This is a genomic window from Streptomyces sp. NPDC127595 (genome assembly GCF_042671685.1).
Classification (GTDB): domain Bacteria; phylum Actinomycetota; class Actinomycetes; order Streptomycetales; family Streptomycetaceae; genus Streptomyces.
Genome location: NZ_JBHXWK010000003.1, coordinates 375688 through 394675, shown reverse-complemented (window position 1 = coordinate 394675; position 18988 = coordinate 375688). Strand labels below are relative to the sequence as shown.

At 67.3% G+C, this 18988-nt stretch carries 17 protein-coding genes; 7 read left to right on the top strand and 10 right to left on the bottom strand.

The genetic code is table 11. The features are described from left to right. Nucleotides 1–52: 52 nt before the first annotated feature. Complete coding sequence (locus ACFVKT_RS12790; protein ID WP_385730587.1) at nt 53–1519, bottom strand: CCA tRNA nucleotidyltransferase; 1467 nt, start codon at nt 1517–1519, stop codon at nt 53–55. A gap of 221 nt (nt 1520–1740) precedes the next feature. Between ACFVKT_RS12790 and ACFVKT_RS12785 the strand changes: the two genes are divergently transcribed. From ACFVKT_RS12785 to trxA, 7 genes are all read left to right on the top strand, one after another. Next, nucleotides 1741–4152 (top strand): DUF6049 family protein, encoded by a 2412-nt coding sequence (locus ACFVKT_RS12785; RefSeq protein WP_385730586.1) that lies wholly within the window; start codon nt 1741–1743, stop codon nt 4150–4152. A 46-nt stretch (nt 4153–4198) separates the two neighbouring features. Then, nucleotides 4199–6454, top strand: coding sequence for a murein biosynthesis integral membrane protein MurJ (murJ, locus tag ACFVKT_RS12780; protein WP_385730584.1), 2256 nt, complete (start codon nt 4199–4201; stop codon nt 6452–6454). Between the two features lie 116 nt (nt 6455–6570). Continuing rightward, complete coding sequence (locus ACFVKT_RS12775; protein WP_385730582.1) at nt 6571–8286, top strand: serine/threonine protein kinase; 1716 nt, start codon at nt 6571–6573, stop codon at nt 8284–8286. Between the two features lie 28 nt (nt 8287–8314). Further along, on the top strand, nt 8315–9031 hold the full coding sequence (gene sigM / locus ACFVKT_RS12770; RefSeq protein ID WP_385730581.1) for an RNA polymerase sigma factor SigM: 717 nt from the start codon (nt 8315–8317) through the stop codon (nt 9029–9031). A gap of 437 nt (nt 9032–9468) precedes the next feature. Then, a complete protein-coding gene (locus ACFVKT_RS12765) occupies nt 9469–9975 on the top strand; it encodes a hypothetical protein (RefSeq protein WP_385730579.1) in 507 nt (168 codons plus the stop codon). 184 nt (nt 9976–10159) lie between these two features. Then, entirely contained in the window at nt 10160–11125 is a 966-nt protein-coding gene (trxB, locus tag ACFVKT_RS12760; RefSeq protein ID WP_385730577.1) for a thioredoxin-disulfide reductase, read from the top strand. A 42-nt stretch (nt 11126–11167) separates the two neighbouring features. After that, nucleotides 11168–11500 carry a thioredoxin gene (gene trxA, locus ACFVKT_RS12755; protein WP_385730575.1) on the top strand — a complete coding sequence of 111 codons (333 nt, stop codon included), beginning with the start codon at nt 11168–11170 and terminating at the stop codon, nt 11498–11500. 120 nt (nt 11501–11620) lie between these two features. Here trxA and ACFVKT_RS12750 read toward each other — a convergent pair whose 3' ends face one another. From ACFVKT_RS12750 to rpmH, 9 genes are all read right to left on the bottom strand, one after another. Further along, a complete protein-coding gene (locus tag ACFVKT_RS12750; protein ID WP_385730573.1) occupies nt 11621–12238 on the bottom strand; it encodes a GNAT family N-acetyltransferase in 618 nt (205 codons plus the stop codon). A gap of 327 nt (nt 12239–12565) precedes the next feature. After that, a complete protein-coding gene (locus ACFVKT_RS12745) occupies nt 12566–13660 on the bottom strand; it encodes a ParB/RepB/Spo0J family partition protein (RefSeq protein WP_385730571.1) in 1095 nt (364 codons plus the stop codon). Beyond that, the gene (locus ACFVKT_RS12740; protein ID WP_385731073.1) at nt 13657–14730 is read right to left on the bottom strand and encodes a ParA family protein; all 1074 of its coding nucleotides are present in this window, start codon (nt 14728–14730) and stop codon (nt 13657–13659) included. Before ACFVKT_RS12740 ends, ACFVKT_RS12745 begins: the two co-directional genes overlap by 4 nt. A 340-nt stretch (nt 14731–15070) precedes the next feature. Next, a complete protein-coding gene (rsmG, locus tag ACFVKT_RS12735; RefSeq protein WP_385730569.1) occupies nt 15071–15787 on the bottom strand; it encodes a 16S rRNA (guanine(527)-N(7))-methyltransferase RsmG in 717 nt (238 codons plus the stop codon). A 178-nt stretch (nt 15788–15965) separates the two neighbouring features. After that, the gene (locus tag ACFVKT_RS12730) at nt 15966–16475 is read right to left on the bottom strand and encodes a protein jag (RefSeq protein WP_384391072.1); all 510 of its coding nucleotides are present in this window, start codon (nt 16473–16475) and stop codon (nt 15966–15968) included. A 15-nt stretch (nt 16476–16490) separates the two neighbouring features. After that, complete coding sequence (gene yidC / locus ACFVKT_RS12725; protein WP_385730567.1) at nt 16491–17774, bottom strand: membrane protein insertase YidC; 1284 nt, start codon at nt 17772–17774, stop codon at nt 16491–16493. Between the two features lie 3 nt (nt 17775–17777). Beyond that, nucleotides 17778–18143: a membrane protein insertion efficiency factor YidD gene (yidD, locus tag ACFVKT_RS12720; protein ID WP_266458393.1), complete on the bottom strand. Its 366-nt coding sequence runs from the start codon at nt 18141–18143 to the stop codon at nt 17778–17780. Continuing rightward, on the bottom strand, nt 18140–18511 hold the full coding sequence (rnpA, locus tag ACFVKT_RS12715) for a ribonuclease P protein component (protein ID WP_385730564.1): 372 nt from the start codon (nt 18509–18511) through the stop codon (nt 18140–18142). The genes yidD and rnpA overlap by 4 nt, the downstream gene beginning before the upstream one ends. Nucleotides 18512–18532: 21 nt before the next feature. Further along, the gene (gene rpmH, locus ACFVKT_RS12710) at nt 18533–18670 is read right to left on the bottom strand and encodes a 50S ribosomal protein L34 (RefSeq protein ID WP_003967884.1); all 138 of its coding nucleotides are present in this window, start codon (nt 18668–18670) and stop codon (nt 18533–18535) included. Nucleotides 18671–18988 lie beyond the last annotated feature (318 nt).

The following is an 18988-nucleotide window of genomic DNA, read 5'->3' as shown; positions in this document are numbered from 1 at the left end:
CTCCGTAGCGCGAGAGGTCATGTTTCACGTGAAACATGACCCGCCGAGAGCCTCAGCTCTGCGCGGCCCACCACTCCTTGAGTGCGGACACTGCCGCGTGATGCTCCATCGGGCCGTTCTCCAGCCGGAGCTCCAACAGGAACTTGTACGCCTGGCCGATGGCCGGTCCGGGGCCGACACCAAGGATGCCCATGATCTCGTTGCCGTCGAGGTCGGGACGGATCGAGTCCAGCTCCTCCTGCTCCTGAAGCTGAGCGATGCGCTCCTCCAGGCCGTCGTAAGCCCGGGAGAGTGCGGTCGCCTTCCGCTTGTTCCGGGTGGTGCAGTCGGAGCGGGTCAGCTTGTGGAGCCGATCCAGAAGGGGGCCCGCGTCGCGCACATAGCGACGAACTGCGGAGTCCGTCCACTCCCCGGTGCCGTATCCGTGGAAGCGCAGGTGGAGTTCGACCAGACGCGAGACGTCCTTCACGAGATCGTTCGAGTACTTGAGCGCCACCATTCGCTTCTTGGTCATCTTCGCGCCCACCATCTCGTGGTGGTGGAAGGAGACCCGCCCATCCTGCTCGAAGCGGCGCGTCCTCGGCTTGCCGATGTCGTGCAGCAGCGCGGCGAGCCGAAGAACCAGATCGGGACCGTCCTCCTCCAGCTCCATCGCCTGCTCCAAGACGATCAGGGTGTGGTCGTAGACGTCCTTGTGTCGATGATGCTCGTCGCGCTCCAGGCGAAGCGCGGGAAGCTCCGGCAGCACATGGTCGGCGAGCCCGGTGTCGACGAGCAACGTCAGACCCTTGCGCGGGTACGCGGACAGGATCAGCTTGTTCAGCTCGTCCCGTACTCGCTCGGCGGAGACGATCTCGATGCGCCCGGCCATGTCCGTCATCGCGGCCACCACCTCGGGCGCCACCTCGAAGTCCAGCTGCGCGGCGAACCGTGCCGCCCGCATCATCCGCAGCGGGTCGTCGGAGAAAGACGCCTCGGGGGTCCCCGGAGTCCGCAGGATGCGCTCTGAGAGGTCGTCCAGGCCCCCGTGCGGGTCGATGAACTCCTTCGCCGGCAGCGCGACGGCCATCGCGTTCACGGTGAAGTCCCGGCGCACGAGATCTTCCTCGATGGAGTCGCCGTAAGACACCTCGGGCTTCCGGGAAGTCCGGTCGTACGCCTCGGAGCGGTACGTCGTGATCTCGATCTGGAACGACTGCTGAACATCGCCCACCCGGGCGTCCTTCTGAGCGCCGACGGTGCCAAAGGCGATCCCGACCTCCCACACGGCGTCCGCCCAGGGCCTCACGATCTTCAGGACATCTTCGGGACGGGCGTCCGTCGTGAAGTCCAGGTCGTTGCCGAGCCGGCCAAGGAGCGCGTCCCGGACCGAGCCGCCGACCAGAGCGAGTGAGAACCCGGCCTCCTCGAATCGGCGGGCGAGGTCGTCGGCGACAGGGGAGACCCGCAGCAGTTCAGTCACCGCTCGGCGCTGCACCTGGCTCAGGGCACTGGGGTTGTCTTCATTGGCGTTCGGCACAACAGAAAAGGGTACGTGGCCGAGGCCCCCACAGGCGCCTCCATAAAACGCGCACACCCGTCCCCTCTTACAGGGGCATTGATACGCACACATAAAGGACAGTCGGCCCGGTCTCCCGATCTTGTGGAGCAGTCCGCGGCACTTCCCCTCAGCGCACATCGTTACCATGCGTGGACGCACATTCCGACGACCACTGACGATGACGAGGGACGGGCGAGCGCGTGGCCGAGGCGGCAGACTTCCAGGGGATGACTCCCTCACCTGCCCGCCGGTGGCTCCGGCGCAGCGGCGTACTTCTCGCCGGTGTGCCCCTGCTGACCGGGCTGCTCCAGCTGCCCCTTGGGACGCCCGCGTACGCCACCGAGAAGACCGCTGTGGCCGACGCCACCGGCTCCAGCACAGTCGACGTCTCGCTCGACTCGCTGAGCCCCAGCGCACCTACGACCGGCGACACCATCACCGTCTCCGGTACGGTCACCAACAACGGCAAGCAGGCGGTCACGGACGCCCACGTGGGCGTCCGTGTAGGTCCGTCGCTCAACAGCCTCTCCGCCATCGACAGCGCCGCGCAGCGAACCGGGTTCCAGCCGGGAGTCGATCCTTCGGAGGTCGGTGGCTCGTACGTCGCGAAGTTCTCCGAGCTCGCCGTCGGCGTCTCGCAGCCCTTCAGCATCTCGGTGCCCGTCGACGAGCTGGACCTCGGCGCCGACGGCGTCTACCAGCTGGGTGTCTCCCTCACGGGCCGGACCGCCACCCAGCCTTGGGACCAGATCCTCGGCATCCAGCGGACGTTCCTGCCCTGGCACCCCGACGCGGCTGACACGAAGACGAAGACGACGTACCTCTGGCCCCTGATCTCCACGGTCCATCTCACGGCGGAGACCGGCTCGGACGCCCAGCAGACACCCGTCTTCGAGAACGACGACCTGGCCGCGGAGATCGCCCCGGGCGGCCGCCTTGACCAGCTGGTGTCCTTGGGCAGCGACCTGGACGTCACCTGGGTGCTCGACCCGGACCTGCTGGCCTCCGTCGACGCCATGACGCGCAGCTACCAGATCCAGGACGGCGACACCACCACGGCCGGCAAGAACCAGGCGATCGCCAAGCAGTGGCTCGCCAAGCTGGAGACGACGGTCAAGGACAAGGAAGTCGTCGCCCTCCCCTTCGCCGACCCCGATCTCGCCTCGCTTGCGCACAACGGCACGAACGTCACCGGCTCCCTCAGCCACCTCAAGGACGCAACGGACGTGGCCGCCTCCACGGTGGACACGGTCCTTCACGTCACGCCGAACACAGACTTCGCCTGGCCCGCGGACGGCGCCATCGACCCGTCGATCGTCAAGGTCGCCACCTCCGCGGGCGCCGACACGGTGATCGCCCGCAGCGACAGCCTGCGCGAGACGGGCGGGCTGTCGTACACGCCGAGTGCCGCCCGCCCGATCGGCGGCGGGACGACCGCGGTCGTCGCGGACGCCGGGCTGTCGACCGACTTCCAGGGCGACATGACCAAGGCCGACAACTCCACACTCGCTGTGCAGGAGTTCCTCGCGCAGAGCCTGGCGATCAACCTCCAAGAGCCGCACAAGCAGCGCAGCATCGTGATCGCTCCGCAGCGCATGCCGTCCGGGAGTCAGGCCGAGACGATGGCGGAGGCGCTGACGGCGCTCCAGGACGGGAACTGGTCGGAGTCCCAGGGCCTGGCCGCAGCCGCCAAGGCCAAGCCGGACCCTGGTGCCACCACGAAGGTGCCCGCCGAGTCCGCGTACCCCTCCTCGCTGCGCAAGCAGGAGCTGCCGCGGTCGGCCTTCGAGTGGATCCGGGACACGCAGACCAGCCTCGACAACTTCAAGGTCATCCTCACCGACCAGTCCCGCGTGGTCACCCCGTTCGGGCGGGCCATGGACCGGGGGATGTCCACGTCCTGGCGCGGCCGCGCCGCTCCGGCGGCGGCCTTCCGCACGAGCGTCTCGTCGTACCTGAATGACCTCACCGGCCTCGTGAAACTGATCGAGAAGTCCGACGCGCAACTCTCGGGTCGCAGCGCCACGATCCCCGTGACCGTGCAGAACAACCTCGTGCAGGGCGTCGACCATCTGGTCCTGCGTCTCACGTCGCAGCAGCCCACCCGTCTCAAGATCGGTGACGGCCCCTACGACGAGCAGCCGATCGCGGTCGCGGGTGAGCACAGCCAGTCGGTGAAGTTCACGACCTCGACCAAGGCCAACGGTCCTGTGAAGGTGGTCGCCCAGCTGTACACGGAGGACGGCCAGAAGTACGGCGCCCCCGTCACCTTCGAGGTGAAGGTCACCGAGATCACCTCCACGGTGATGCTGGTCATCGGCGGTGGCTTCCTGTTGCTCGTGCTCGCCGGATACCGGATGTACACGCAGCGCAAGCGCGCGGCCGCCCGGCAGGCCGAGGAGGACGCTCGCGAGGGCGGGAGCGTGAGCGAAGACGGCGACGGCGCCGTGGACGCTGAGGACAGCGCCGCCGAGGACTCCCAGGACCGCCCCTCGGGCGAGTCCGGCACGGAGTCCGGGGCAGACGACCCGGAGCACCCGAGTGACCTGGCACCGGACACCGCACCGGAAAGCACCGGCCCGTCCGGGACGGGTGAGAGAGTGGACCGTTGAGCGATGTCGTGGCCGGTGGGCCCGGGGACGATGAGGTGGGGTAACCATGAACGCGCCGTACGACGGTGACCGCGGTCAGGGCGCGGGCGGCTCCGGCTACCCCGAGGGCTACCCGGACCAGGGCGCCGGGAACTCCGGCTATCCCGAGGGTTATCCCGAGGGCCCACCATCCCAGTCCGGGCAGACGCCGCAGGGGGCTCCCTCGGACGTGTACTTCCAGGACGCATACGCCCAGGACCCTTACCGAGCGCAGGACCTCTCCGCCCAGGACCCGGTGACCGAGGCACTGTACGACCGCGCCGCGCACCCTCCGCCACCCCCGGGCACCTACCAGCCGCAGCCTCCGCTGTACGCGCAGCCGCCCACATCGCAGTACGCACCCGACCCGCGCGTCTGGGCCCAGACGCCGCCGCCGGAGCCTGCGGGCCCGACCCGGCACCTTCCGTACGGCGACGACGCGCGCACCACCCAGTTCGTGGGCGTCGACGACCTGGTCACCCAGGCCGGCGAGCAGCAGCACGAGCCGGACGCCTTCGCCCACCTGTTCCGCGACCAGGGACAGGGCCCCGGCCGTCCCTACTACGGTCCGCCCGGCGTACCGTCACCGACCCCCGAACCGGCTCCGGCCGCCGCACAGCCACCGCCGGCTGCGGCCGCTCCGAAGGAGTCCGGGGGGCGTGTGTCGGGGATGCTCCAGTCGAGCGCGGTGATGGCAGCGGGGACGCTGGTGTCCCGGCTCACCGGCTTCGTACGCACCGTGATCATCACGGCCGCTCTGGGTGCCGCGACACTCGGCGACACCTGGACCGTCGCGTACACCCTGCCGACGATGATCTACATCCTGACCGTCGGCGGAGGACTCAACTCGGTCTTCGTGCCCCAGTTGGTGCGCTCCATGAAAGAGGACGAGGACGGCGGCGAGGCCTACGCCAACCGCCTGCTGACGCTCGTCATGGTCGCCCTCGCTGTGATCGTCACCGGGGCTGTCTTCGCGGCACCGCTGTTGATCCAGTTGATGTCGAACCCCATCGCGAGCGATCCGGCATCGAACAATGTCGCCATCTCCTTCGCCCGCTACTGCCTGCCCACGATCTTCTTCATGGGCGTTCATGTGGTCATGGGGCAGATCCTCAACGCCCGTGGGAAGTTCGGCGCGATGATGTGGACTCCGGTCCTCAACAACATCGTCATGATCTTCACCTTCGGCATGTTCCTCTGGGTGTACGGGACCGCCGCGGACTCCCACATGACCGTGAGCAACATCCCGCCCGACGGGATCCGACTGCTCGGCGTCGGCACTCTGCTCGGCCTGGTCGTGCAGTCCCTGGCGATGATCCCGTATCTGCGTGAGACCGGTTTCCGGTTCCGCCCACGCTTCGACTGGAAGGGTCACGGTCTCGGCAAGGCGGTCAAGCTCGCCAAGTGGACCGTGCTCTTCGTCCTCGCCAACCAGGCAGGCGTCCTCGTCGTCACGCAGTTGGCCACCGCCGCAGGCAAGGCCTCCGGCAAAAACGGCGCGGGCATCATGGCCTACTCCAATGCCCAGCTGATCTGGGGCATGCCGCAGGCGATCATCACCGTCTCCGTCATGGCGGCCATGCTGCCGCGGATCTCCCGCGCCGCCCACGACGGCGATCCGGGTGCTGTCCGCGATGACATCTCCCAGGGCCTGCGCACATCGGCCGTTGCGATTGTCCCGGTCGCTTTCATGTTCGTCGCCCTGGGCATCCCGATGTGCACCCTGCTCTTCGGCTCCAGTGGCATCCCGGCCGCCCAGTCCATGGGGTACGTCCTCATGGCGTTCGGCCTCGGCCTGATTCCGTTCTCGGTGCAGTACGTGGTCCTCCGCGGCTTCTACGCGTACGAGGACACTCGTACCCCCTTCTACAACACGGTCATCGTGGCTGCCGTGAACGCCGCCGCCTCGGTTCTCTGTTACGTGGTTCTGCCCGCTCAATGGGCGGTCGTCGGCATGGCGGGCTCGTACGGCCTGGCGTACGCGGTCGGCGTCGGCGTCGCCTGGCAGCGGCTGCGCAGGCGGCTGGACGGCGACCTCGACGGTGCCCGTGTCCTGCGGACGTACGCGCGGCTCTGCCTGGCATGCATCCCAGGCGCTCTGGCAGGTGGTGCCGTCGGGTACGCGATCACCAGGGCGCTGGGACACGGAGCCCCGGCCTCGATCGCGGCGCTCGTCGCAGGGTCGATCACCCTCCTCGGTGTCTTTTACGTAGCAGCGCGGAAGATGCGCATCGAAGAGCTCAACTCGCTGGTCGGAATGGTCCGCGGGCGCCTTGGGCGCTGATGCGGGGGTACGCGCACAACCATCGTTCGCCGCCGCGTGTCGTGCATAGCGGCGGACTGTGGGCACAATTGGGTTCTGCGTCGGAGCACGCAACGGATGGGGAGGCGGGAACGACGGTGGCGGAACGGAGCACGGCTGCCGTCGACGTGGCAGACAACAGCGGTGACGAGCCGCTGACCGCCAAGGCGGACCAGTCCACGGCCGACGGGGTGGCCCAGAAGCGGGAGCGGGACACGGAGAGCGAAAAGGCACAGGGGAGCGGCGGGACCGAGCGTCCCGGAAAGGCCTCACCGCCCGAACTTCACAGCGGCCACAAGCTCGCCAGACGCTACCGCCTCGAGGAGTGCGTCACCCGTCTGGACGGTTTCAGCAGTTGGCGTGCGGTGGACGAGAAACTCCGCCGTGCGGTCGGTGTGCATCTGCTGCCCGCCGACCATCCGCGGGCCCGCTCCGTACTGGCAGCGGCCCGCTCCTCCGCCCTGCTGGGTGATCCCCGCTTCGTCCAAGTCCTGGACGCGGTCGAGGAGAACGACCTCGTCTATGTGGTGCACGAGTGGTTGCCGGACGCCACGGAGCTCACGACGCTCCTGGCCGCGGGCCCGCTGGAGGTGCACGACGCGTACCAGATGGTCAGTCAGGTCTCTCAGGCCATGGCCGCCGCGCACCGCGAGGGCCTGGCGCACCTGCGGCTGACCCCGGGCGCCGTACTGCGCACTTCCTCCGGCCAGTGGCGCATCCGCGGGCTCGCGGTCAACGCCGCGCTGCGCGGCATCACCTCGGACACCCCACAGCGCACCGACACGGAGGCGATCGGCGCGCTCCTGTACGCCGCGCTGACCCAACGCTGGCCCTACGACACCGACGCGTATGGTCTGTCCGGACTACCCAAGGACATCGGCCTCATCGCTCCCGACCAGGTACGGGCCGGAGTTCACCGGGGCCTGTCCGAACTCACGATGCGTGCGCTCGCCAACGACGGCGCGACTGCCTCCCGCCACGAAACTCCGTGCACCACACCGGAGGAACTGGTGAAGGCGATCAGCGAGATGCCTCGCATCCGCCCGCCCGAGCCCGCGTTCACCGCCCCGCCGGAGTATCAGCGCACGTCGTACCAGCAGGGCACGTACGGCCGTCCGACGCCGCGCCCAGGCTTGACGCAGCCCATGCCCGCCCCGCCGTCCCCGTTGCAGAGCCGTACCGGCAGGGCCCTCAAGTGGGCCGTGTCCGCTCTGCTCATCGCCGCGCTGGGCCTGGGCAGTTGGCAGCTCGCGGACGCGCTCATGGAACAGAGCAAGTCCGACGACACCAACCAGACGCAGACGACGGACGGCGACGACAAGTCGAGCGACAAGGCCAAGCCCGTCACGCCGATCACCATCAAGGGTGCGCAGGAGTACGTCGCCAGTGGCGAGGCCCAGGCCGCCGGAGATGTCGGCAACACGTACGACGGCAACAGCTCCACCTACTGGCGCACCAAGAAATACAACGCCGGCCCCAAGCTGGCGCCCTACAAGCCAGGTGTAGGGATCGTCTACGACCTCGGCTCGGACACGGAGCTCTCGGCAGCCTCAATAGGGCTTCGCTATTCCGGGGACCACACAACAATCCATCTGTACGCCACGGACTCGTTGTCCCCCTCGACTTCCGTCGACGGAATGAAGGAAATCGGTTCCGTCACCACGGACGGCACAACCGCGAAGGTGACGGCAGCGAAGTCCGTGAAGACGCAGTACGTGCTGCTGTGGATCACGGACGTTCCCAATGCACCCGCCGACGGCTACAGCGGCGCCGGCTACAAGCAAGCCATCACGGACGTGAAGTTCACCGGCTGACGCTCGTCGAAAAAGGGGAGGGGGTCCGATGGCCGATGAAACCGCATACGGCGAAGCAAGCGATCAGGACCTCCTCGCCTGCCATGTCGGAGGCGACACCGATGCCTTCGGTGAGCTCGTGCGGCGTCACCGCGACCGGCTCTGGGCCGTGGCCCTGCGGACTCTGGGAGACCGCGAGGAGGCCGCTGACGCGGTCCAGGACGCCCTGGTCTCCGCCTACCGGGCCGCCCACACCTTCCGCGGCCAGTCGGCCGTCACAACCTGGCTGCACCGCATCACGGTGAACGCCTGCCTGGACCGCGCCCGCAAGGCTGCCTCCAGAAAGACGTCTCCCGTCGATGACACCGAACGCCTGGAGCAACTCCTCGAACCGCACGAGTCCGCCTCCGCTCCGGCGGAGCGCAACGATCTGCATCGAGAGCTCCTCAAAGCCCTGGCCACCCTCCCGCCCGACCAGCGCGCCGCCCTGGTTCTGGTGGACATGCAGGGTTACCCCGTGGCCGAGGCCGCCCGCGTTCTCGACGTGCCGATCGGCACGGTGAAAAGCCGCTGCGCCCGCGGCAGAGCCAGACTCCTCCCGCTGCTCACCCATCTCCGCACGGAGAACGAGAGCAGCACGGGCAGTAAGAAGTCGGTGAGCGGACGGAACCGGACGCAGGGGACATCCGTCCCACCCGCAGCGGGACCACATGATGCGGGGCCAAGCGATTCAGCTGCTGTGAAGGGCGGAGGTGGGAGAGCGTGACATCCACGACGGATACGGCCGGGCACCCGGACGTCGCGGAGATCTCCGACCTCACTGAAGGTCTCCTCGCCCCCTCCCGTACCACGGACGTACGACGGCACCTCGACGAGTGCCCGCTCTGCGCCGACGTGTACGACTCGCTTGAGGAGATCCGCGGCCTGCTCGGTTCCCTCCCCGGCCCGGTACGTATGCCCGCCGATGTGGCCGGCCGCATTGATGCCGCCCTGGCCGCGGAAGCCCTACTCAGTGCCACGGCACCCGATAGCGGCGGCGAGACAGAAGACGACCGCGCGCCTGTTTCACGTGAAACATTGACCGCGGGCGTGCTCCCTGCATCTGCCGGCTCAGGCTCCTCTGCGTCCACGGACCGCCCCTCGGGACCTCGCGCGGCCACCGGCCCCGGCCGTTCCCACCGGCTGCGCCATGGACGTGTCAGGGTGGCCGTGATCGGCACGGCCTTCACGGCTGCCGCACTGGGGCTGGGCGCAATCCTCCTGCAGACGATCGGCGACGACAGCCCGGGCAAGAGTTCTCAGGCAGAAGCACCGGGGTCGGGTTCGACGGTCACCTTCTCCGAGGCAACGTTGGAGAGCCAGGTCTCTGAGCTCCTTTCGAAGAACAAGAGCACAGGTGCTCCTTCCGCAGACGGGGACTCCTTGGGCATCGAATCCCATGGCAACGAATCCGAGTCCCCCAGAGTCGGCACCTTGACCACGCCCTCGGTGCCCGTCCCTGAATGCGTCCAGGAAGCAACGGACAACAGCGGAGCAGTTCTCGGCGCCGAGCCGGGCACCTACAAGGGCACCAGCGTCTACCTCGTCGTACAGCCCGACACGTTCGATGGCACGAAGGTCACGGCTTATATCGTCGACGCCGCGTGCGTGAAGCAGGACTCGGCAGCCCCGGGAAAGCTCTTGCTGACGCAGTCGTACACCCCTTCCTGAGGGGTACAGAGCCGAACGAGTTCCTGCCCGGACGCTGCATGGCCTCTCTGTACGGTCCCGGGTCTCCGTGTGCCCGGACACAGCGGGAATGCTGGCCCCTTAGGATCCGTTGGGTGGGGTGAGAGTTCTGAGAGAGGCTCCCACCGGCAGTACGCAGCAGTCTCCAGAGACGAGGAATCAAGCCGTGACCGACGTCCGTAACGTGATCATCATCGGCTCCGGGCCCGCCGGCTATACGGCAGCGCTCTACACCGCGCGCGCGTCGCTGAAGCCCCTGGTGTTCGAGGGCGCCGTCACCGCAGGCGGTGCGTTGATGAACACCACCGAGGTGGAGAACTTCCCCGGCTTCCAGGACGGCATCATGGGCCCGGAGCTCATGGACAACATGCGCGCCCAGGCCGAGCGCTTCGGTGCTGAGCTCGTTCCGGACGACGTCGTCGCCGTCGACCTGGCGGGCGAGATCAAGACCGTCACGGACACCGCCGGAACCGTCCACCGCGCCAAGGCCGTCATCATCACGACAGGCTCCCAGCACCGCAAGCTCGGCCTGCCCAACGAGGACGCCCTCTCCGGACGCGGCGTCTCCTGGTGTGCCACCTGTGACGGCTTCTTCTTCAAGGACCACGACATCGCCGTGATCGGTGGCGGCGACACCGCGATGGAGGAAGCCACCTTCCTCTCCCGCTTCGCCAAGTCCGTGACGATCGTCCACCGCCGGGACACGCTCCGCGCCTCCAAGGCGATGCAGGAGCGGGCCTTCGCCGACCCGAAGATCAAGTTCGTCTGGGACAGCGAGATCGCCGAGATCGAGGGCGACCCGAAGCTCTCCGGTCTGAAGCTGCGCAACCTCAAGACGGGCGAGATCTCCGATCTGGCGGTGACCGGTCTGTTCATCGCGATCGGCCACGACCCCCGCACCGAGCTCTTCAAGGGCCAGCTCGACCTTGACGGTGAGGGCTACCTGAAGGTCGAGGCGCCCTCGACCCGGACGAACCTGACCGGTGTCTTCGGCGCCGGTGACGTCGTCGACCACACGTACCGTCAGGCGATCACGGCCGCCGGCACCGGCTGCTCCGCCGCCCTCGACGCCGAGCGCTACCTCGCCGCCCTCGCGGACAACGAGGCCGCTGCCGCGGCTGCCACTGTCTGATCCCCATCCGCCCCACCGCACCAACGAGTTAAGGAGCCCGCTGTGGCCGGCACACTCAAGAACGTGACCGACGACTCCTTCGAGCAGGACGTCCTCAAGAACGACAAGCCCGTACTGGTGGACTTCTGGGCCGCCTGGTGCGGTCCGTGCCGCCAGATCGCGCCGTCTCTCGAGGCGATCGCCGCCGAGTACGGCGACAAGATCGAGGTCGTTAAGCTCAACATCGACGAGAACCCGGGGATCGCCGCCAAGTACGGCGTCATGTCGATCCCGACCCTGAACGTCTACCAGGGTGGCGAGGTCGCCAAGACCATCGTCGGTGCGAAGCCGAAGGCTGCGATCGTGCGTGACCTCGAAGACTTCATCACCGAATAGTCGGTGAGGCGCCGCGCGAGCGGCGTGTGTTTCACGTGAAACACGAATGGGCCAGCCCTCCTGGGTTGGCCCATTCGTCTGTGCAAGGTCGGAGCGGCCCCTTCAGGGCACGAGCCCCGGCTAAAGGGGACGGAGCACCGGTTCCTTCTGTACGGCTCCCAGAAGGCGGTCCAGGGCCAGCTCCACGTCTTCCTTCCACGAGAGCGTCGTCCGTAGTTCCAGCCTCAGTCGCGGATGGGTGGGGTGCGGACGGACCGTCTTGAAGCCGACGGCCAGCAGATGGTCGGCCGGCAGCATGCACGCCGGTTCCTTCCACCGGGCGTCGCCGAAGGCCTCGATCGCCTTGAAGCCTCGGCGAAGCAGGTCCTTGGCGACTGTCTGGACCATCACCCGGCCGAGTCCCTGTCCCTGATAGCCCGGCACGATGAAGGCGGTCATCAGCTGAACCGCATCCGGTGACACCGGGCTCGTGGGGAACGCCGTAGCGCGGGGAACATATGCCGGGGGCGCGTAGAGCACGAAGCCGACCGGTACGTCGTCCACGTAGACAACACGGCCGCAGGATCCCCACTCCAACAGGACGGCGGAGATCCAGCCCTCCTTCTCCAGCTCAGGTGTGCCTGCTTTTAGCGCGGCCTGCCCACTGACTGGGTCCAGCTCCCAGAAGACGCACGAGCGACAGCGCTCGGGAAGGTCCTGAAGGTTGTCCAGCGTGAGCGGTACGAGCCGACGCCCCATGAAGGATGTTCCTCGCTTCCTTCGCCCGCGAGATCGCGGGCGGCTGTCAGAGCGCTCCGCTCCCTGAGCAGGCTGCCGACGAATCCGCCGACCGCCCCCAGTCCCAGGCCTGCGGTCAACAGTCCGGTACGGGTCATGGATTGCACGGCCCCCGCCTCCCCAAGAAGGTGCTGCCAGGTGGATGCGCCATACCCGAACGCATCGTATCGACGATGCGATTCCATCGATACCGCCAGAAAGCAAAAGAGCGGGCCGTCTCCGGTACACACCGGACACGGCCCGCTCTAATGGTTCTGACGATCAAGGACCCTCCCGCCACCGGGAGACTCAGCCCTCCGTGTCCTCGGAGTCGTCGTCCAGGAGGCTCTTCTGAAGAACCGGTCCTTCGCCCGGTGCCAGGGAGCCCAGGATCCGCTCAAGGTCATCCATCGAGGCGAACTCGACGGTGATCTTGCCCTTCTTCTGTCCCAGGTCGACCTTCACTCGCGTCTCGAAACGGTCCGAGAGACGCGACGCCAGATCACTGAGCGCCGGGGAGAGCAGCGCGCCGGCCCGCGGACCCTTGGAGCGCGGAGCGGTCTGCGGCCGCGATCCCATGAGGGTGACGATCTCCTCGACGGCACGCACCGAAAGCCCCTCGGCGACGATGCGGTGAGCCAGCCGGTCCTGCTCCTCCGAGTCATCCACGGAGAGCAGCGCCCGTGCATGGCCGGCGGAGAGAACCCCTGCGGCAACACGGCGCTGAACCGCAGGAGAGAGCTTCAGCAGACGCAAGGTGTTGGAGACCTGCGGACGCGACCGGCCGATGCGGTCCGCCAACTGGTCGTGCGTGCAGTTGAAGTCCTTGAGCAGCTGGTCATAGGCCGCCGCTTCTTCCAGCGGGTTCAGCTGCGCGCGGTGCAGGTTCTCCAGCAGAGCGTCCAGGAGGAGCTTGTCGTCCTCCGTGGCACGCACGATCGCCGGAATGGCCTCGAGCCCGGCTTCCCGGCATGCCCGGAAGCGCCGCTCGCCCATGATGAGCTCGTAGCGTGTCGGGCCGACCTGACGCACGACGACCGGCTGGAGAAGCCCGACCTCCTTGATGGAGGTGACGAGCTCAGAGAGAGCGTCCTCGTCGAACACCTCGCGGGGCTGGCGCGGGTTCGGGGTGATGAAGTCGAGGGGCAGCTCGGCGAAGTGAGCACCCACCGGCGCCGGGGGCGCCTCCAGCACTCCGTTCGCCGACAGCTCCTCGGTTTCATGTGAAACAGGCGGCAACATGGCCACCTTCGCCGCAGCCACACCGCGTTCGGCGGTGAGCACGGGCACGGCCGACGGCGAGGTGGACGGTTCACCCGTCGCGGAGGCCGCCTTCTCCCCTGTCGGTGCCGCAGGGATCAGGGCACCGAGTCCACGCCCCAGTCCCCGTCGTCGCTCGCTCACTGGATCCCCTCCACCATGTTCTGACCGTTCTGTACGCCCACGTGGGCAGGTTCCGCCTCGTACGCCACACCAACACCGCGGAGGGCGATTTCCCGTGCTGCCTCAAGATACGAGAGGGCACCGCTCGACCCCGGATCGTACGTCAGCACCGTCTGCCCATAGCTCGGTGCCTCGGAGATACGAACCGAGCGAGGAATGCTCGTCCGCAGCACCTCTTCGCCGAAGTGACTGCGCACCTCGTCCGCGACCTGCGACGCCAGCCGCGTCCGACCGTCGTACATGGTGAGCAGGATCGTGGAGACATGGAGGTCGGGATTGAGGTGCCCCCGCACCAGGTCCACATTACGCAGGAGCTGCCCCAGGCCTTCCAGCGCGTAGTACTCGCACTGGATGGGGATGAGGACCTCCGCGCCGGCCACCAGCGCATTGACTGTCAGGAGGCCGAGTGACGGCGGGCAGTCGATGAGGATGTAGTCCAGCGGCTGCTCGTACGCCTGGATCGCTCGTTCCAGTCGGCTCTCCCGCGCCACCAGGGACACCAGCTCGATCTCCGCACCGGCGAGATCGATGGTGGCCGGCGCGCAGAAGAGACCCTCGACATCGGGGACCGCCTGGACGACTTCGGAGAGCGGCTTGCTGTCGATCAACACGTCGTAGATCGATGGAACTTCGGCGTGGTGGTCGATGCCCAGCGCGGTGGAGGCATTGCCCTGAGGGTCGAGGTCGATCACCAGGACACGGCCGCCATGCAGAGCGAGTGAGGCAGCAAGGTTGACCGTAGTCGTGGTCTTACCCACCCCACCCTTCTGGTTGGCAACGACCATGACCCGGGTCTGTTCGGGCCGTGGCAGGCCCTCACCGGCGCGACCTAGCGCCTCCACTGCCAGTTGGGCAGCACGACCGATGGGAGTGTCGTCCATTGGAGGCGGTGTTTCACGTGAAACATCCTCCCCCATCGACTCGGTACGGGGACCGGGGACCGGATCGGTCATCGGTCCCGCGATGTTGGCGTCGGACCGCAAGGATTCACTCTCCTCGACTTCAGGCTCGCAATGAACAGAGCCTCCCATGCCTTCGGGGTCGTGAACCAGCGAGGCCCGTTCTTCTGTGGAGAAATCCACCTCTGTGGACAACTCCGCACCCTCTCCGAGTGAACCGAGAGGTTTCCGGTCCCGGGATACGGCCGCGGCCCGGCCGCGACTGATGATGCCGTGCAACAGTGAGCGACGTTTCACGTGAAACACGATGCATAGCGTTCGCTGCCAACACGGCGCGACACTCCGAGATGTATAGGTTTGGCAGCTTGTGTGGAGTACCGCTCGTCGTCAGGACGGATCAGCGATAGTGACAAAAAACTCCCGGCTCCGCATGGCGGAACCGGGAGTCCAACGTCCATTCAGCCCCTCGGGCTCAGCGTCGACGTCGCGTTCGCCCGATCCGGGCCGCCTTCGCTCGCTTGGCCGCGAAACGCACACCGCCCGGACTCTCTCCGACCTCGACCCGTACGACGGTGGAAAGCGGATCCACCACTCCCTCTCCGACATGGAGCACGGAGGTCTGGGCGGCACCGAGCTTACTGAGCGCCGTAGCCGCGCTCTTCAGCTCCTCCTCGGCCGTGTCGCCCTTGAGGGCGAGCATCTCGCCGTAAGGGCGCAGTAGTGGGATTCCCCAGGCGGCCAGGCGGTCCAGAGGCGCTACGGCGCGCGCGGTCACCACGTGAACGGGCGGGAGCTTGCCCATGACCTCCTCTGCGCGGCCACGGACGACCGTCACATGGTCGAGGCCCAGCAGCTCCACGACCTCGGTGAGAAAGGTCGTGCGACGCAGCAGCGGCTCAAGCAAGGTGATCTTGAGGTCCTCGCGCACGAGCGCCAACGGAATGCCCGGCAGCCCGGCACCGGAACCGACATCGCACACCGTCACCCCCTCGGGTACGACCTCGGAGAGCACCGCGCAGTTCAACAGGTGCCGCTCCCAGAGACGCGGCACTTCGCGCGGGCCGATCAGCCCCCGCTGCACTCCCGCCTCGGCCAAGAGCTCCGCGTACCGGACCGCGTCCGCGAAGCGATTACCGAAAACCTCACGCGCCTGCTCGGGCGCGGGAGGAAGCTCCGCTGCCTCCGTCACGGGGACCGTCCTTCCGTACCGCATAAGCGCATCGAGCGCTGCCACCAGAACCATCAGGGACTACCGGCTACTGCCCGAGACACGACCAGGGACCAACAGGCACCACCGGGAACTACCAGGCTGACAAGATTCGGCCCCGCCTGCGCAACAGACGGGGCCGATGAAACGTACGTACCGATCAGGCAGGGAGCACGACGACGAAGCGCTGAGGCTCCTCGCCCTCGGACTCGCTGCGCAGGCCGGCGGCCTTTACAGCGTCGTGCACGACCTTGCGCTCGAACGGCGTCATCGGGTTCATCTTGACGGGCTCGCCCGAGCTCTTGACCTCGGCCGCGGCTTTGGCGCCCAGCTCGGAGAGCTCCTCGCGCTTCCTCGCGCGGTAGCCCGCGATGTCCAGCATGAGGCGGCTGCGGTCGCCGGTCTCCCGGTGTACCGCCAGGCGCGTGAGCTCCTGCAGGGCTTCCAGCACCTCGCCGTCCCGGCCGACCAGCTTGTTCAGATCGCGACCGCCGGAGTCGCTGATGATCGAGACAGCGGCGCGGTCGGCCTCGACGTCCATGTCGATGTCGCCGTCGAGATCGGCGATGTCGAGCAGACCCTCGAGGTAGTCCGCCGCGATCTCGCCCTCCTGCTCAAGGCGGCTCAGGGTGTCGCCCTCGGCGGCAGCGGAGGTGGTGCCTTCCGTCACGGGATGGACTCCTTCTTACTTCTTGGACGGCGACTTGGGCCGCTGAGGACCCTTGCGCTGTCCGGACTGGGCTTTGCTGCGGGTACCGGAGCCGGGCTTGTTGCCGCCCGCGGCCGGCTTGGCGGCGTTGGGCTTGGCGTCCTGCGGCTCGTCGGACTTGGTCAGCGAGGTCTTCGGCTCGGCCTCGCCGGCCGCCTTGGCCACAGCGGCCTGACGCTGGGACTTGGACTGTCGCTTCGGCTGCTGCCGCTTGGGCGCGCCGCCCGAGGTCGTCGGAGTGCCGTCCTCGCCCTCGGTGACGGCATCGCTCACGCCCTTCGCCACGGTGCCGTCGGCCTGGGCCGCCAGGCCCGCCTTCGTCAGAGCGTTGATGAACTTGCGCTCGTGCTCGTTGCGGTCGCGGCCCTTGGCGACGATCGCCTTGACGATGGCCTTCTGACCACGGCCGCGCGTCTTCTCATGGTGCGTGACGTGCTTCTCCAGGCGCTCCAGGTAAGCGGCCTGGGCCTTGCTGCCCGGCGTCGGGTTGTTCCGGATGACGTACATCTGCTGGCCCATGGTCCACACGTTGGTCGTCAGCCAGTAGACGAGGACACCGACCGGGAAGTTGATACCGAAGATGGCGAACATGACCGGGAAGACGTACATCAGCATCTTCTGCTGCTGCATGAAGGGCGTCTTGACGGACATGTCGACGTTCTTCGTCATCAGCTGGCGCTGCGTGTAGAACTGCGACGCCGACATCAGCACGATCATGATCGCGGTGACGACACGGACATCGGTCAGTGTGGCCCCGAGCTGGGCGACCTTGTCGGCGCCGTCGGTGAACTTCGCCGCGAGCGGGGCACCGAAGATGTGTGCCTTACGGGCGCTGGTCAGCAGCGAGTCGTCGATGACGCCGATCGTCTTGCCGGTCGCGATGCCATTGAGCACGTGGTACAGGGCGAAGAAGAACGGCGACTGCGCCAGGATGGGAAGGCACGAGGAGAGCGGGTTGGTACCCGAATCCTTGTACAGCTTCATCATCTCTTCGGACTGACGCTGTTTGTCGTTCTTGTAGCGCTCCTGGATCTTCTTCATCTCGGGCTGCAGCGTCTGCATCGCCCGAGTGGCCTTGATCTGCTTCACGAAGAGCGGGATCAGGCAGATACGGATCAAGATCACCAGGGACACGATGGACAGGCCCCAGGCCCAGCCCGTATCGGCGCCGAAGATCTTGCCGTACACGGAGTGGAACTGGACGATGACCCAGGAGACGGGTGTCGTGATGAAGCTGAACAGACTGGCAATCGTGTCCACTAATCAGGCTCCTTGAGCATGGGACGGGGTCTCGGCGGCCGGGCTCGAGGGGTGGTCGGACATACCGTGCCCCTCGATGGCCGGTTCGGCGGCGGAGGTCCCGCCCTTGCGTGCACGCCAGGCGTTACGCAGCATTTCGTGCCACCGCGGACGCTTGCGCGGCGGAACATGGTCCACACCGCCCAGCGACCACGGATTGCACCGGAGGATGCGCCAGGCGGTGAGTGCCGTTCCCTTGATCGCACCATGCCGGTCGATGGCCTGGTAGCCGTAGTGGGAACACGACGGGTAGTACTTGCACACCGGCCCCAGGAGTGGGCTGATCGTCCACTGGTACAGCTTGATAAGAGCCAGCAGCGGGTACTTCATCGCGCGCCCCCTCCCAGCAGCCGCTGAAGGGCGGCATCCAGGTCTCGGGCCAGCTGTTCATGGTCGGCGTCACCCGCTCCGGGCAACGCTCGTACGACTACCAGGCTACCGGTGGGCAGCAGGGCCACCCGGTCACGCATCAGATGGCGAAGTCGGCGCTTCACCTTGTTGCGTACGACAGCCCCGCCCACGGCTTTGCTCACGACGAAACCCGCACGCGTCGGGGGAGCGCTCTCCCCAGGCGCGTGCGGGTCCGTTGCACCGCTACGTAGATGGACGACGAGGAGCGGGCGTCCGGCCCGGCGTCCTCGGCGTACCGCGGTCGCGAAGTCCTCGCGCCGCCTCAGCCGATGCTCGGTAGGCAGCACGACGTCATGACCTGTAAGTGATCAGGCGGACAGGCTGGATCGGCCCTTGCCACGACGGTTCGCGAGAATCGCGCGGCCGGCACGGGTGCGCATCCGCAGGCGGAAGCCGTGGGTCTTGGCGCGACGACGGTTGTTCGGCTGGAAGGTGCGCTTGCTCACTCGGGGGCTCCAGAAATAATCGGTGGTGGCGGGATGCCGTCCTGGCTGTCACCGTGCGCCCACGAGTAGCTCGTACACGCCCGAGTGCACCGCTTCCCGATCACTCGAAGTGACCTGTGCCCATCGGAGGCAGGCGGCAGCAGCCATCGACAACTCGACCTGGTCACGGTACGCGCGGCTACGCCATCCGGTCAAACCAGCACCTGCCAGGAGACACTATCCACAGGCTGGGGACAACAACTTGAACCGCAGCGGTCGCCCTGACTACCGTGGCCAAACTCCGATTCGTTCCCTTCTCACCGCCCCAGCGGCTTTGTC

Coding starts and splice junctions, on each gene's coding strand:
- ACFVKT_RS12750 (WP_385730573.1), bottom strand. CDS start 12,238: ATGGGGCGTCGGCTCGTACCGCTCACGCTGGACAACCTTCAGGACCTT.
- sigM (WP_385730581.1), top strand. CDS start 8,315: ATGGCCGATGAAACCGCATACGGCGAAGCAAGCGATCAGGACCTCCTC.
- yidD (WP_266458393.1), bottom strand. CDS start 18,143: ATGAAGTACCCGCTGCTGGCTCTTATCAAGCTGTACCAGTGGACGATC.
- ACFVKT_RS12740 (WP_385731073.1), bottom strand. CDS start 14,730: ATGGGAGGCTCTGTTCATTGCGAGCCTGAAGTCGAGGAGAGTGAATCC.
- murJ (WP_385730584.1), top strand. CDS start 4,199: ATGAACGCGCCGTACGACGGTGACCGCGGTCAGGGCGCGGGCGGCTCC.